Origin of the sequence: Isoptericola sp. BMS4, assembly GCF_011634835.1 — a bacterium.
In the GTDB taxonomy this organism is placed as follows: Bacteria; Actinomycetota; Actinomycetes; order Actinomycetales; family Cellulomonadaceae; genus Isoptericola.
Genome location: NZ_SIRP01000001.1, coordinates 2,259,790 through 2,273,116 on the forward strand (window position 1 = coordinate 2,259,790; position 13,327 = coordinate 2,273,116).

General features: G+C 74.5%; 12 protein-coding genes. 7 read left to right on the top strand and 5 right to left on the bottom strand.

The annotated features are described in order from the left end of the window. Positions 1 to 209 precede the first annotated feature (209 nt). The 6 genes from EYB28_RS10090 (at position 210) to EYB28_RS10115 (ending at position 7,086) form a co-directional block, all read left to right on the top strand. Positions 210 to 1,451 carry a sensor histidine kinase gene (locus EYB28_RS10090; protein ID WP_240930491.1) on the top strand — a complete coding sequence of 414 codons (1,242 nt, stop codon included), beginning with the start codon at positions 210 to 212 and terminating at the stop codon, positions 1,449 to 1,451. After that, a complete protein-coding gene (locus EYB28_RS10095; RefSeq protein WP_166847317.1) occupies positions 1,448 to 2,104 on the top strand; it encodes a response regulator transcription factor in 657 nt (218 codons plus the stop codon). Before EYB28_RS10090 ends, EYB28_RS10095 begins: the two co-directional genes overlap by 4 nt. Positions 2,105 to 2,156: 52 nt before the next feature. Beyond that, positions 2,157 to 3,194 carry a nuclease-related domain-containing protein gene (locus EYB28_RS10100; protein ID WP_166847320.1) on the top strand — a complete coding sequence of 346 codons (1,038 nt, stop codon included), beginning with the start codon at positions 2,157 to 2,159 and terminating at the stop codon, positions 3,192 to 3,194. A gap of 121 nt (positions 3,195 to 3,315) precedes the next feature. Beyond that, complete coding sequence (locus EYB28_RS10105) at positions 3,316 to 4,497, top strand: AI-2E family transporter (protein WP_240930492.1); 1,182 nt, start codon at positions 3,316 to 3,318, stop codon at positions 4,495 to 4,497. Between the two features lie 37 nt (positions 4,498 to 4,534). Continuing rightward, positions 4,535 to 5,137: a GNAT family N-acetyltransferase gene (locus tag EYB28_RS10110; protein WP_166847323.1), complete on the top strand. Its 603-nt coding sequence runs from the start codon at positions 4,535 to 4,537 to the stop codon at positions 5,135 to 5,137. 266 nt (positions 5,138 to 5,403) lie between these two features. Next, positions 5,404 to 7,086 carry an ABC-F family ATP-binding cassette domain-containing protein gene (locus EYB28_RS10115; protein ID WP_166847326.1) on the top strand — a complete coding sequence of 561 codons (1,683 nt, stop codon included), beginning with the start codon at positions 5,404 to 5,406 and terminating at the stop codon, positions 7,084 to 7,086. A gap of 52 nt (positions 7,087 to 7,138) precedes the next feature. Here the strand turns inward: EYB28_RS10115 and EYB28_RS10120 are convergent, their stop codons facing one another. The 5 genes from EYB28_RS10120 to EYB28_RS10140 all read right to left on the bottom strand — a co-directional run bounded on the left by EYB28_RS10120 (position 7,139) and on the right by EYB28_RS10140 (position 12,034). Continuing rightward, on the bottom strand, positions 7,139 to 8,260 hold the full coding sequence (locus EYB28_RS10120) for a hypothetical protein (protein ID WP_240930493.1): 1,122 nt from the start codon (positions 8,258 to 8,260) through the stop codon (positions 7,139 to 7,141). Continuing rightward, complete coding sequence (locus tag EYB28_RS10125) at positions 8,260 to 9,330, bottom strand: extracellular solute-binding protein (RefSeq protein WP_166847329.1); 1,071 nt, start codon at positions 9,328 to 9,330, stop codon at positions 8,260 to 8,262. Before EYB28_RS10125 ends, EYB28_RS10120 begins: the two co-directional genes overlap by 1 nt. Positions 9,331 to 9,405: 75 nt before the next feature. Next, positions 9,406 to 10,419, bottom strand: a complete 1,014-nt coding sequence (locus tag EYB28_RS10130) for an ABC transporter ATP-binding protein (RefSeq protein ID WP_166847332.1) — start codon at positions 10,417 to 10,419, stop codon at positions 9,406 to 9,408. Beyond that, the gene (locus tag EYB28_RS10135; RefSeq protein WP_166847335.1) at positions 10,416 to 11,213 is read right to left on the bottom strand and encodes an ABC transporter permease; all 798 of its coding nucleotides are present in this window, start codon (positions 11,211 to 11,213) and stop codon (positions 10,416 to 10,418) included. The genes EYB28_RS10130 and EYB28_RS10135 overlap by 4 nt, the downstream gene beginning before the upstream one ends. Then, complete coding sequence (locus EYB28_RS10140; protein WP_166847338.1) at positions 11,210 to 12,034, bottom strand: ABC transporter permease; 825 nt, start codon at positions 12,032 to 12,034, stop codon at positions 11,210 to 11,212. The genes EYB28_RS10135 and EYB28_RS10140 overlap by 4 nt, the downstream gene beginning before the upstream one ends. Before the next feature lie 191 nt (positions 12,035 to 12,225). Between EYB28_RS10140 and EYB28_RS10145 the strand changes: the two genes are divergently transcribed. After that, the gene (locus EYB28_RS10145; RefSeq protein WP_166847341.1) at positions 12,226 to 13,242 is read left to right on the top strand and encodes a LacI family DNA-binding transcriptional regulator; all 1,017 of its coding nucleotides are present in this window, start codon (positions 12,226 to 12,228) and stop codon (positions 13,240 to 13,242) included. Positions 13,243 to 13,327: the final 85 nt, after the last annotated feature.

Below are 13,327 nucleotides of genomic sequence, written 5' to 3' on the forward strand. Positions count from 1 at the left end.
GACGAAGCGTCCACGGGCATGCTTCAGATCGCGCAGGGCGACGAACACGGATACCTCCGGAGGTGGCTGCGGGGATGCTGCTTCCAGCCTCGGCGGCACGCGTGCCCGGGTCATCGGGACCGGGAGTGATCCTGCCGCGCCGAACGGTGGCCCCGCCGCTCCACCTTTCGGACGATGCGGCCGGGGCCCGCGCGGCTACCGTTGACGTCGTGAAGCGACACGTCCTGCCCTCCGCGACGAGGAGCCTCGTCGTCGGGCTGGACGTGCTGTTCGTGCTGCTCGTCGCGGTGGCGGTCGTCCAGTCCCCGGCACGTGCCAGGGTGCCGGCGGCGCTCGTCGCCGCGGTGTTCCTCGCCGTCTACCTGTGGGGCCGGACGGCGGTGCGGGTGCACGAGCGTCCCGTCGCTGCCCCGCGCGGCGTCTGGTGGCCCGACGCCGCCTGGGTCGCCGGGCTCCTCGTCGCCTGGGTCGTGCTGCTGTGGTTCTCGCCCGCGGCGCTGTGGATCGCGTTCGGGCTGATGCTGCTGCAGATGCACGTGCTCGGCCCCCACCGGGGCACCGTCGCCGTGGCGTTGACGACCGCCGTCGCCGTCGCCGACGGCCTGCTCGTCCAGGTCGGGCCGGGGGACCCGTGGACCGGGTACGTCCTCGGTCCGCTCCTCGGGGCCGGGGTCGCCGTGGGCGTCGTCCTCGGCATCGAGGCGTTCGTCCGCGAGTCGCAGACGCGCCAGCGCACGGTCGAGGAGCTCACCCGGGCGCGCCGTCACCTCGCCCGGGCGGAGCGGGATCGGGTCGTCACCGACGAGCGGGCCCGCCTCGCGCGCGACATCCACGACACCCTGGCGCAGTCGCTGTCGGCGATCGAGCTGCTGCTGCGCACCGCCCAGGTCACGATCGGCGCGGACGACGACAGGGCCCGCGACCTCGTCGGGCAGGCGCGCGGCGCCGCCCGCGACAGCCTCGCCGAGGCCCGCCGGGTCGTGGAGGACCTCACCCCGACGGAGCTCGAACGCTCCACCACGTTGCTGGCGGCGCTGCACGCCGTCGCGGACCGCACCGCGTCGTCCCACGACGAGGGCACGGGGCGCAGGCTGTCCGTCACGGTGCACACCGGCGGGACCGCACGTCCCCTGCCGGTGCCTCTGGAGACGGCGCTGCTGAGGATCGCCCAGTCGGCGCTGGCGAACGTCGCCGAGCACGCCGACGCCGAGCACGCCCGCGTCACGCTCACCTTCGAACCCGACACCGTCACCCTCGACGTCGTGGACGACGGCGTCGGCTTCGACCCGGACGCCGCCACCGAGCGGCCCGGTGCCCGCGGGTTCGGCCTTCCCGCGATCCGCTCCAGGGCCGGCGAGCTCGGCGGCTCCGTCGCGCTGGAGTCGGCGCCGGGCGCGGGGACCGCGCTCGCCGTGACGCTGCCGACCGGGGACGGGGAGACGCGGCGATGAGCGAGCCCGCGACCGTGCCCGTCGCCGCCGCGAGGATCGACGTCGTCCTCGCGGACGACCACCCCGTCGTGCGCGCGGGGCTGCGTGCCGTGGTCGACAGCCGGCCCGACATGCGCGTGGTCCACGAGACGGCCACCGCCGAAGAGCCGCTCGCCTGGCTCGAGGCCGGCGGGCGGGCCGACGTCATCCTCCTCGACCTGCGCTTCGGCGAGGCCCGCATGGGCGGTGCCGAGGCCGCCGGCCGCATCATCCGGCAGCACGCGATCCCCGTGCTCGTGGTGACCACCTACGGCACCGACGCCGACATCCTCGCCGCCGTCGAGGCCGGCGCCACCGGCTACCTGCTCAAGGACGCGCCCACCGACGAGCTCGCCCGCGCCATCCGGTCCGCCGCCGCGGGCGAGGTCGCGCTCGCGGGCGACGTCCAACGCCGTCTGCTGGGTCGCATGCGCTCCCCGCACGAGAGCCTCAGCGCTCGTGAGCTCGAGGTGCTGCGCCTGGTCGACGCCGGCCGGTCGAACGACGCCGTCGCCCGCGAGCTCTTCGTCTCCGTCGCCACCGTCAAGTCCCACCTCGCGCACATCAACACCAAGCTCGGCACCCGGTCCCGCACCGAGGCCGCCGCCACCGCCCGCGAGCGCGGCATGCTCTGACGAACCGGCGCCACACCGAGCAGATCCGCAGGTCAGGAGCCACAATGGCCGCATGGCGCGACGAGCTTCCTTCGAGACGACGGTGCACGGCACGCCGGTGCGCGTGCGGCGGTGGAACGGCTACGGCAAGAACCCGCGCCTGTACGTCGGGACGCCGGACGGTGAACGACTCGGGTACTGGTGCCTGACGACCTCGCGGGCCGTCGTCCAGGACGGCGCCGACGCCGGGACGGTCGCGCCGGTGGTGACGGCGGCAGCCGCCGCGTTCCTGGACGCCGAGCGCGGGCCGGCGGCTGCGGAGGGGCCGTCGGTGCCGCCGACGCCGCCTGCCGGCGCACCGTCCGTGGTCGTCGCAGGGTCTCCCGCAGCGGCGCGCCGGCCGCACGGCCGCCCGGCCCGACGCCGCCGGGACGCGACGACGTCGGGCGCCGAGGTGCTCGGGGCGATGGACGACGACCTGGCCGCCAACCGTCCGGGCGAGGCGCTGCGCGTCGCGCTCGAGCGGCACCGCACGGCGCTGCCGCTCGCGCGCCGGCTCCGGGACGACCTCAGCGGGGCCACGCGTCGCGACCCGTGGCGGGTGGGGTGGAAGGGCGAACGCGTCGTCGGCAGGATGCTCGACCGGATGGCGGTGAAGGATCCCCGGTGGCGGGTGCTGCACTCCATCCCCGATCCCGTCCCCGGCTTCAACCCTGACAAGGACATCGACCACCTCGTCATCGGGCCGACGGGCGTGTTCGCCGTCAACACCAAGCACTTCCGCCGGGCGAGCATCACGATCGGCGACACGTTCGCCTGGTACCGGGGCCGTCAGGAGGACCTCCCGGCGAAAGCGGTGCGTGAGGCACGGCGCGCCGGGCAGCGCCTGCAGTCCGTGTGCGGGTTCCCGGTCGACGTCGTCCCGGTGCTCGCCTTCGTGGCGCCGAAGCAGATCACGACGCAGCGGCGGCGGCCGGACACCTCCGTCTTCGTCGTCCACCACCGCGGCCTGACCGACGCGATCCGCGCCCACGGCGGCCGCCCGATCCCGGGGTACGACGCGGACACCCTGTACGAGGCCGCCCGGAGAAGGAGCACCTGGCAGGCCTGACGGCACCCGACCCGGCGGCGCGCGCCGCCGTTCGTCGCGACGTCACGGTGCGTCGGCGCGGGCACCGGGCCTGGCCAGGTCTCCTGCGGCACACTGGGCCGGGTCGGGGAGAGGAGACCGTGTGTCGGTCGACAGCAGGGAGAACGTCCCCGCCTGGCTGCGGACGTCGGCGGGGTGGTCGTGGCGCCTCATCGCGCTGACGGCGGCGGTGGCGCTGGTCTTCTGGGCCACCGCGCAGGTGCAGCTCGTCTTCGTGGCGGTGTTCCTCGGGCTGGTGTTCGCGTCGGTGCTGAGCCCGGTCGCCGACCTGTACGGCAAGGTGATGCCGCGCCCGCTCGCGACGGCGCTCGCGATCCTGTCCGCCTTCCTCGTGCTCGGCGGCCTGCTGACGTACGTGGTGGCGTCCGTGGCGGGCCAGTGGGAGCGGCTCGCGGGCCAGTTCGACACGGGCCTCGGGCAGATCGTCGACTACCTGGAGAGCGGTCCGTTCGGGCTGAGCGTCACCCTGGAGCAGATCAACGAGTGGATCGACCAGGGCCGCCAGTGGGTGAACGAGAACGCGGACTCCCTGCTGAGCCAGGCCGCGCAGGGCGCGGGCTCGGTCGCCGAGGGCTTCGCCATCTTCGCCCTGGCCATCTTCTGCACCGTGTTCTTCGTGGCGTCGGGCGCCAAGATGTGGGCCTGGTTCCTGGAGCAGATCCCGGAGCGGCACCGCACGCGCTGGCAGGTGGCCGCGGGCGCGGGCTGGTACAGCTTCTCGGGCTACGCGCGCGGCACGGTGATCATCGCGTTCATCGACGGTGTGCTCGCGTTCGTGCTGCTGACGATCCTCGGGGTGCCGCTGGCCGCGCCGCTCGCCGTGCTCGTGTTCATCGGCGCGTTCATCCCGCTGATCGGCGCCCCGCTCGCGATGATCATCGCCGCGGTCGTGGCGCTCGCGGCGCAGGGGTTCGTCACGGCGCTGATCGTCACCATCGGCATCGCGCTGATCGGCCAGCTCGAGGGGCACGTGCTGCAGCCGTGGATCATGGGCAGGCAGGTGGCGCTGCACCCGGTCGTCATCGGCGTCGGAGTCACGGCCGGGACCGTGCTGGCGGGGATCCTCGGCGCCATCATCGCCGTGCCGCTCATCGCGGTCGCGTGGACCGTCTTCTCCACCCTGCGCGGGGACCGCCCGCACCCGGAGCTGGCCGCCGCCGAGGCAGGGCTCCTCGACGTCAGGGACGACGACGTGGGCGGCGACAGCGCCGGCGAGGACACCCCTGACACGAACCGTCACGACGGGCCGTCACCAGGCAAATGACGTGATCGTGCGGCCGGGCGCGTGCCACGATGCGGGCATGGAACCGTTCGTCCTCGCCACCGACCGCGTCCGCCTGTCCGTGCCCACGCCCGCCGACGTGGACCGGGTGGCCGAGATCTGCGCCGACCCGGCGATCGCGCGCTGGACCACCGTCCCGTCCCCGTACACGCGGTCCGACGCCGAGGGGTTCGTCTCGGGGTTCGTCAACGACGGCTGGGCCCAGGAGAAGGACTTCACCTGGGCGGTGCGCGCCCCCGGCGAGACCGACGGCCCGGTGCTCGGCATGGTCGGCATGTCGCGGGCGGGGGAGCCCGGTACCGAGCTGTCGGGCGAGGTGGGCTACTGGTGCGCGCCCGACGCCCGCGGCGGCGGCCTGACGACGGAGGCGGCGCGCCTCGTCGTCGACTGGTCGCTCGACCCGGAGGGCCTGGGGCTCGGCGTCGTGCGGTGGCGCGCGAACGTCGGCAACTGGGCGTCGCGCCGCGTCGCGTGGAAGCTCGGGTTCCGGTTCGAGGGCACCCTGCGGCGGTTCGGCCAGCAGCGCGGCCGGCTCGTCGACTCGTGGGTGGCCTCGCTCGTCCCGGAGGACCGGCGCGGGCCGAACGAGCCCTGGCCCGCGGAGGCGGTCACCGCGGCCTGACCAGGGCCCGCACGACCGGAGCCGGCGTGCCCGGGGCCGGCGCCACCGGAATTCCGGTTGCGCCGGCCCCGGCCGCGTGGCACCCTCGTGGCCGTCCCCGCGGGCTGGCCGCGTGTGAGAGGGGGCGGACGGAAGGACGGCACGGTGACGGACACGGCGAACGGTCCCACGACCTCGCGCTGACGTCCGCTCACCCGCACCCGGGCCGGTGCCCTCCCCGGTGAGCAGCCGCGTCGGCGCACGCCGCCGCGTCCCCGGGAGCCCACGTGCCCACCGCCCTTCACCAGTCTCACCCCGCCGTCGTCCTGCAGGACCTCACCTTCTCCTGGCCCGACGGTGCCACCCCGATCGCCGGCGTCTCCGGCGCCTTCTCCCGCGGCCGCACCGGCCTGGTGGGCCTCAACGGCGCGGGCAAGTCCACGCTGCTGCGGCTCGTCGCCGGCCGCCTGCGTCCCACGTCCGGCTCGGTGTCCGTCTCGGGCGTGGCGGACTACCTGCCGCAGCACCTGACCCTCGACGTCGACGCGACGGTCGCCGACCTGCTCGGCGTGCGCGACGTCGTCGACGCCGTGCGGGCCATCACCGACGGCGACGTGCCCGCCGACCGGCTGGAGCCGCTGTTCGACGTCGTCGGCGACGGCTGGGACGCCGAGGAGCGCGCGGTCGCCGCGCTCGACGCCGCGGGCCTGCCGTCGTCCGACGGCGTCCTGGACCGCCGGGTCGCGACGCTGTCCGGCGGGGAGACCGTGCTCACCGCCGTCACCGGGATCCGCCTGCGAGGCGCGGACGTCGCCCTGCTCGACGAGCCCACCAACAACCTGGACGGCGACGCGCGCGAGCGGCTGCACGAGATCGTGCGCACGTGGCGCGGGGCGCTCGTCGTCGTCTCCCACGACCGCGCGCTGCTGGAGCTCGTGGACGCCACCGCCGAGCTGCGCACGGGCGGGCTCACCACGTTCGGCGGCCCGTACTCCGCGTACGAGGAGTGGCTGCGGGGGCAGCAGGAGGCCGCGCGCCAGGCGCTGCGGGACGCCGAGCAGGTGCTGCAGCGCGAGCGCCGCGAGCGGATCAAGGTCGCCGAGCGGATCGCGCACTCCGAGCGGCGCGGGCGCAAGGACGTCGTCGAGCGCCGCTACGTCAAGGCGGCGATCAACGACCGGCGCAACTCCGCGGAGAAGGCGCAGGCGGCCCGCCGCGGGCAGGCGGCGGACAAGGAGTCCGCCGCCCGCGCCGCGGTCCGCGAGGCCGGACGGGCGGTGCGGGACGACGACAGCATCACCGTCGACCTGCCCGACCCCGACGTCCCGTCGTCGCGCCGGCTCGCCGTGCTGCGGGGCACCGACGGGCGCGACGTCGTCCTCGCGGGCCCGGAGCGCGTGGCGCTCACCGGACCCAACGGGGTGGGCAAGACGACGCTGCTGGAGATGCTCGTCGCGCCACCCGACCGGCCGGACGGCGGCCGGCCCGACGGAGCCGGGTCGGGCGCCCGCGCGGAGGCGCTCACGGAGCGGGTGGGGTACCTGCCCCAGCGGCTGGACGTGCTCGACGACGACCGGACGGTGCTCGACGCCGTGCGGGACGGCGCCCCGCACGTCGCGCCGGGGGACCTGCGCCACTGGCTGGCGCGCTTCCTCGTCCGCGGCGACCAGGTCGACCGGCCCGTCGCGACGCTGTCGGGCGGGGAGAGGTTCCGGGTCACGCTGGCGCGCCTGCTGCTGGCCGAGCCGCCCGCCCAGCTGCTGGTCCTGGACGAGCCGACGAACAACCTGGACCTCGCCAGCACCGACCAGCTCGTGCAGGCGTTGGCCGCCTATCGCGGCGGGCTGCTCGTCGTCAGCCACGACCGGGCGTTCCTCGACCGGATCGGGCTCGACGCCGAGCTGCGCCTCACGGGCGATGGTGTGCTGCGGCGTGGCGTGCTGCGTCGTGGTCCGGTCGCGGGGCCGTGACCGCCGTGGGGGGCTCGGCGGTCACGGCCCCGCGACCGGTGTCGGGGGGAGGTCAGCGGGCCAGGCCCGCGACCGTCTCGTCGAACCGCCGCAGGACGGCGGCCTTCTGGTCCTCCGGGAGCCAGCAGGCCTCGAAGCCGGCCCGGGCCATCCGGACGAGCCGGTCGTCGGGCACGCCCACCTGCTCGGCGAGGATCTCGTACTCGCCCAGCACGGTGGTGGGGAACATCCCCGGGTCGTCGGAGCACGGGTAGACGTTCATCCCGGCCTCGACCATCGCCGCGATCGACGCGCGCCGCCACGGCCGCCAGGAGCGGCGCGACGTGGTCGAGGCCACCGAGAACGGCACCTGCTCGTCGACCATGCGCGCCACGACGTCGTCGTCCTCGAGCACGAAGTACCCGTGGTCGAGGCGGTCGCAGCCGAGCACGTCCAGGCAGGTGACGGCGTTGCGGGCGGTGGGCACGTGCTCGGAGGTGTGCGCCGTGCGCCCCAGGCCCGCAGCACCGGCCAGCCGGTACGCGTCGGCGAACCGCTCCGGTGGACCGGCCGTCTCCAGGTTGTCCAGCCCGATCCCCGCGACGTACTCGTGCGGATGGTCGGTCACGGTCCGGACCCAGTCCAGGGCCTCCTCGCCGGTGCCGCTGCGGTCGATGGCCGCGAGCAGGCGCCCGGTCATGCCGAGGTCACGCTCCGCCATGCGGATGCCCTCGGCGTGCGCCTCGACCCACGCCGGGTAGCCCAGGTGGCGCAGGTGCGCGGGGACCATGTCGAACGAGACCTCGAGGTGCCAGGCGCCCGAGCGGTGCGCGGTCTCGAACGCCTCGTACGTGATGCGGGTGAGATCGTCGGCGTCGCGCAGCACCGACCGCACCCACTCCGAGGCCTGGAACAGCGAGTACGAGCGCTCCGGCTCGTCGTCGCTGCGGCCCTGCGGCATCGGCACGCGGGTGTGCCGGTACAGCTCGGGGTCCGGCGGCCGGGAGTTGATCGACGCGAAGATCCGCTCGGGAGCCTCGGGCAGCGCGAGGCCCTCGCGCCGCGCCAGCTCCGCGAACGTGCCCGCGCGCACCGTGCCCAGCAGGTGGCAGTGCAGGTCGGCCTTGGGCAGGAGCCGCAGGTCGAGCCGGGACGGCGCCGGCGTGTCGTGCGTGGTCGTGGACCGCTCGGTCATCAGCCCCCCACGACCTCGCGCGCGAACCGGTCCACCCACTCGTTGCGGTTCGCGACGGTCTCGGCCGGGTCCAGGGTCTCGTAGCCGGCCGCGGCCGGGTCGGCGGCGATGTCCCCGACGACCGCGGAGAGCTCGGCGGGCACCTCCGCGTCGAGGTTCACGGGAAGGTCTCCCACGAGCTCGGCCGAGGCCTCCTGGGCCTCCACGGACAGGAGGTAGTCGATGAAGGCGAAGGCGCCCTCGGGGTTCGGTGCACCGGCGGGGACCACGGCCCGGTTGGTCGCCATGTAGCGGCCCTCCGCGGGCGGGGTCCACGCGATCGACTCGCCGGACGCGACCAGGTCGGTCGCGAAGCCGTTGAGTGCCACGCCCCCGACGATCTCGCCCTGGGTGAGCAGGTTCGTGAACTCGGTGGTGGAGCTGTAGAACTGCAGGACGTTCGGCGCCCAGCCGGCCATCGTCGAGAAGGCCGTGTCGACGTCGTAGGGGCCGTCGCCGAACGCGTCGGCCACGCCCGAGACGGTGAGCTGGCCGGCCGTCACGGAGATGTCGGGCAGGGCCACCATGCCGGCGAGGGCCGGGTCGGCGTACAGGTCCCAGGCGGCCGCCTGCTCGGCGTCGAGCACGGTCGTGTCGTACATGACGCCGTTCAGCTGGTAGCTGTACGCGGGGCCGGGGTAGGCGTCGTCGACGGCGAAGCCGGCGATCTCGTCCAGCGTGGGCACGTCGTCGGCGGTGACCGGCTGCAGGAGGTCCTCCTCGTCGGCGATCGCCACGTACGTGTCGGACATGAGCATGACGTCGACGCCGGTGCCCTCGCCCTCGAGCTGCAGCTGGGAGAGCCGGTCCGCGTTGGAGCCGGTGTCGAGCTCGACCTCGATGCCGGTGGCCTCGGTGAACGGGTCGACGACGGCCTCGGTGAACTCCTCCACGCCGAAGGGGAAGGTGCTGACGACGATGGTGTCGGTGCTCGCGTCGTCGTCACCCCCGGAGGCGGAGCAGCCGGCCACGGCCACCAGGGACGTGGCGGCGAGCGCCGGGAGCACGCGGTACCTGCGGGGCAGGGTCATGGCAGTTCCTTTCGGAGGGGACACTCTCGGTGACGCAAGGGGCGGTGGTGCGAGGGGCGTCCGCGCGGGGGACGCTCAGCCCGCGGGCAGCGGGACGACGTGACCGGGCGCCGCCTCGACCCGGACGTCGCCGCCGACCCGCAGGTCCGGCGCCGTCGTGGCGCGCAGGTCGGCCACCAGCCGGACGGGGTCACCGCTCGCCTCGGCGCGGGCTTCGACGGTGACGAGCACGTCCACCCCGCGGTAGGCGAGGTCGGTCACCCGGCCCGGCAGGGAGACGCCGCCGGACGTGGCGCCGTCGGAGGCGACCCCGTCGGGGTCGACGAGCAGGTGCTCCGGGCGGACGGTGAGGAGGGCGTCGTTCGTCGGGATGAAGTTCTCGTACCCGAGGAACTCGGCCACGAAGCGGTTGGCCGGAGCGGGGAAGACCTCCTGCGGCGACCCCTGCTGCTGGATCCGGCCGTCCTTCATGACGACCATCTGGTCGCTCATCTCCAGGGCCTCGTCCTGGTCGTGGGTCACCAGCACCACGCTGAGGCCGGTCTCGGCCTGGATGCGGCGGATCTCCGCACGCATCTGCAGCCGCAGCCGGGCGTCCAGGTTGGACAGCGGCTCGTCCAGGAGCAGCAGCTCGGGCCGGATCGCCACGGCCCGGGCGATCGCCACGCGCTGCTGCTGGCCGCCGGAGAGCTGCTTGGGCCGGCTGCCCGCGAGGTGGGCCAGCCCCACCATCTCGAGCGCCTCGGTGACGCGGGCCTCCCGCTCGGCCCTCGGCGTGCGCCGCAGCTTCAGCCCGTACCCGACGTTGTCGGCCACGGTCATGTGCGGGAACAGCGCGTAGGACTGGAACACCATGCCGAGGTTGCGCTTCTCGGGCGGGGTGGTGGTGCAGTCCCGGCCGCCGACGAGGATCGTGCCGCTGGTGGGGCTGAGATAGCCGGCGAGCATGCGCAGGCTGGTGGTCTTGCCGCACCCGCTGGGCCCGAGGAGGGTGGTGAGCTTGCCGTCGGGGATGGTGAGGTCGATCGCGTCGACGGCGGTGAAGTCGCCGAACACCTGGGAGACGGCGCGGAACTCGGCTGCGCTCATCGGTTGATACCTCCGAAGATCTTCGCGAACCCGACGGTGCGCTCGGCGAGGACCGCCACCAGCACGGTGCCGGCGAGGATGAGCACCGACGTCGAGGCGACGATGGGGTCGTAGCTCTGCTGCACGTAGTCGAGCATCGTGACGGGCAGCGTGCGGAAGTCCCGGCTCTGCAGCAGCAGCGAGAGCGGCACGTTGTTGAACGACGTCACGAAGCTCAGCAGCGCGGCCGAGAAGAGGCCGGGCCGCAGCAGCGGCAGGGTGATGGTCCAGAAGGTCCGCACGGGCGAGGCGCCGAGCCCGCGGGCGGCGTCCTCGACGGACGGGTCGACGAGCGCCAGGGAGGCGCCGGTGACGCGCACCGCGTACGGGAACATCAGCACCGTGTGCCCGACCACCAGCGTCGTGAAGTTGTTCATGCCGAGGCCGACCATGAACTGCTGGTACAGGGCGAGGCCCACCACCAGCTCCGGCACGATGAGCGGGGAGAGGAAGAGTCCCTCCAGCAGGCCCTTGCCGGGGATCCTCCCGCGGTGGATGGCCAGCGCCACCGGCACGCCGAGCAGCAGGGACCCGCAGGCGGCCAGCACGGCCAGCTCCAGGCTGGAGACCAGCGCGGTGACGAACGGCTCGTAGCCGACGGCGGCCCCGAACCAGCGCAGCGAGAACCCGTCCGGTGGGAACCGCACCGTGGACCCGGCGGTGAAGGCCGTGACGACCACGAAGACGAGCGGGCCGATCATCACGAGGTAGCCCAGGACGGCCAGCGAGGCGGCCACGGGTCGGCGCGTGCTCATGCGATCCTCGCCTTGCGTCCGAGGGCGCTCGACAGGGCCGCGACCCCGAACACGAGCACGGTCATGATCAGTGCGGTGGCGCTCGCGGCCGCCCAGTCGAGGGTGGAGCTGGAGTACTGGAACAGCTGCGTGGAGAGCATCCGCTGCCGGGAGCCGCCGAGCAGGTACGGCGTCGTGTAGGCGGTGATGGACCCGGCGAACACGAGCGTGGCGGCGACGACGACGCCCGGCCAGGAGAGCGGCACCACGATGGTCCAGAAGGTCCGCGCCCGCCCCGCGCCGAGCCCGCGGGCGGCCTCGTCCAGGCGGGCGTCCACCTGCGCGAGGGCGGAGTAGGAGGAGACGATCGCCAGCGGCAGGAAGAGCTGCACGAGGCCGAGCACGATCGCCAGGGGCGTGTACAGCAGCTGCGGCGCCTCGTCGACGATCCCGAGCGCCACGAGCGCCTGCCCGACGGCGCCCTGCGAGCCCAGCACCACCAGCCAGCCGAACGTGCGCACGACGTTCGACAGCAGCAGCGGGAAGATCGCCACGGCGAGCAGCACGCCCGCCCAGCGTGAGGTCGAGCGGGCCAGCAGGTAGGCCACGGGGAAGCCGAGGACGACGCAGACGACGGTCACGGTCAGGCCGATCCCGAGGGTGCGGCCGATGATCGTCAGGTCGTAGGGGTCGGTGAGCATCTGCCCGAGGCGGGCGAAGACGTCGGCGGTCCCGGTGCCCGGCGGCGACAGGAGCATGAGCGCGGCGGGCACCAGGAACCCGGCGAGCAGCAGCACCAGGCCAGGCAGCAGGAGCAGCGCCGTGAGGCGGCGTGTGCGCATGTGCTCCCTCGTGGTTCGTGGGTGGTGCCGGTTGCCGGGTGACGTCGCGTTCGCAACCGCTCCCGCAACCGGTTCCATCGGCTACGGTATGAAACCAGACCGCCCGCTTTCCCGTCCAGCCCCCGTCCGAACAGCGGGCAGGCGCGACGACGGGCCGACGGCGGCACGGCCACGAGGAGAACGGAGAACGGGTGCCCACACTGCTCGACGTCGCGGCCCGCGCCGGCGTGTCCAAGTCGACGGCGTCCCGCGCCCTGAGCCAGCCGCAGCTGGTGGCGGAGCGCACGGTGGAACGGGTCCTCGCCGCGGCGATGGAGCTGGGGTTCGTCCCCAACCGCGCCGCTCGCGAGCTGGCCCGGGGACGCACTGGTGTCGTGGCGCTCGTGGTCCCCACGCTGACGAACACGTTCTTCACGCCCATCATCGGCGGCGCCCAGGACCGTGCCGCCGAGGACGACCTGCAGGTCACGGTCGCCGTCAACGAGCTGGCCGGCCGGGAGAACCTGGTGCACCTCGAGCGCCTCGCCGCCCAGGTGGACGGCGTGCTGATGGTGGCGCCGCGCTGCTCGGACGAGACGCTGACCACGGCGACGGGCCTGCGCCAGAGCGTCCTGGTGGACCGCGAGCTGCCCGGCACCGCCTCCGTGGTCGCCGACACCGCGACGGCGTTCGTGGAGCTCCTCCGCTCCCTCGCCGCCGCGGGGCACGAGCGGGTCGCGTTCCTCGGCGGTCCGGACCGCTCCTGGCAGAGCGGGCAGCGCACCCGCGCCCTGCGCGCCGCCGCGCGCGACCTGGCCGTGGACCTCACGGTCCTGGGCCCCTACCCGCCCACCTTCGCGGCGGGAGTCGACGGCGTGGACGACGTGCTCGCCAGCGGCGCCACGGTCGCGCTCCCGTACGCCTCCGACCTCGGGCTCGGCACCCTGTTCGGCCTGCACCGGCGGGGGAGGGCCTCGTGGTCGACGGCGCCGGGCCCGGACGCGGCGGGGGTCGTGGTGGTCGGCCGGCCGCAGGCCCCGATGGTCGACGTCGACGGCGCGCTCCTGGGCAGGCGCGCGATGGACCGTCTCGTCGGCCGCCTGAACGCCCCGGCCGTCCGTGCCACCCTCGCGACGTTCTCCGCCGCCGGCGCGAGGCCGGCAGCCGTGGCCGAGCGCGAGGAGGTCGCCGAGCGGCTGCCCGTCGCGGTCGCCTGGCCCGGCGCCTGAGCGCCGCCGCCCCGTTCCTCCCTCCGCGCCGGATCCGGGCCCGCCGGACGACGGCCCCGGTACGGTGAGCGGGTGACGTCCCAGC

Bases quoted from the DNA above. Each gene is read 5' to 3' on its own strand.
- EYB28_RS10125 (WP_166847329.1), bottom strand. From the start codon at position 9,330: ATGACCCTGCCCCGCAGGTACCGCGTGCTCCCGGCGCTCGCCGCCACG.
- EYB28_RS10120 (WP_240930493.1), bottom strand. From the start codon at position 8,260: ATGACCGAGCGGTCCACGACCACGCACGACACGCCGGCGCCGTCCCGG.
- EYB28_RS10135 (WP_166847335.1), bottom strand. From the start codon at position 11,213: ATGAGCACGCGCCGACCCGTGGCCGCCTCGCTGGCCGTCCTGGGCTAC.
- EYB28_RS10095 (WP_166847317.1), top strand. From the start codon at position 1,448: ATGAGCGAGCCCGCGACCGTGCCCGTCGCCGCCGCGAGGATCGACGTC.
- EYB28_RS10110 (WP_166847323.1), top strand. From the start codon at position 4,535: ATGGAACCGTTCGTCCTCGCCACCGACCGCGTCCGCCTGTCCGTGCCC.
- EYB28_RS10100 (WP_166847320.1), top strand. From the start codon at position 2,157: ATGGCGCGACGAGCTTCCTTCGAGACGACGGTGCACGGCACGCCGGTG.
- EYB28_RS10130 (WP_166847332.1), bottom strand. From the start codon at position 10,419: ATGAGCGCAGCCGAGTTCCGCGCCGTCTCCCAGGTGTTCGGCGACTTC.
- EYB28_RS10140 (WP_166847338.1), bottom strand. From the start codon at position 12,034: ATGCGCACACGCCGCCTCACGGCGCTGCTCCTGCTGCCTGGCCTGGTG.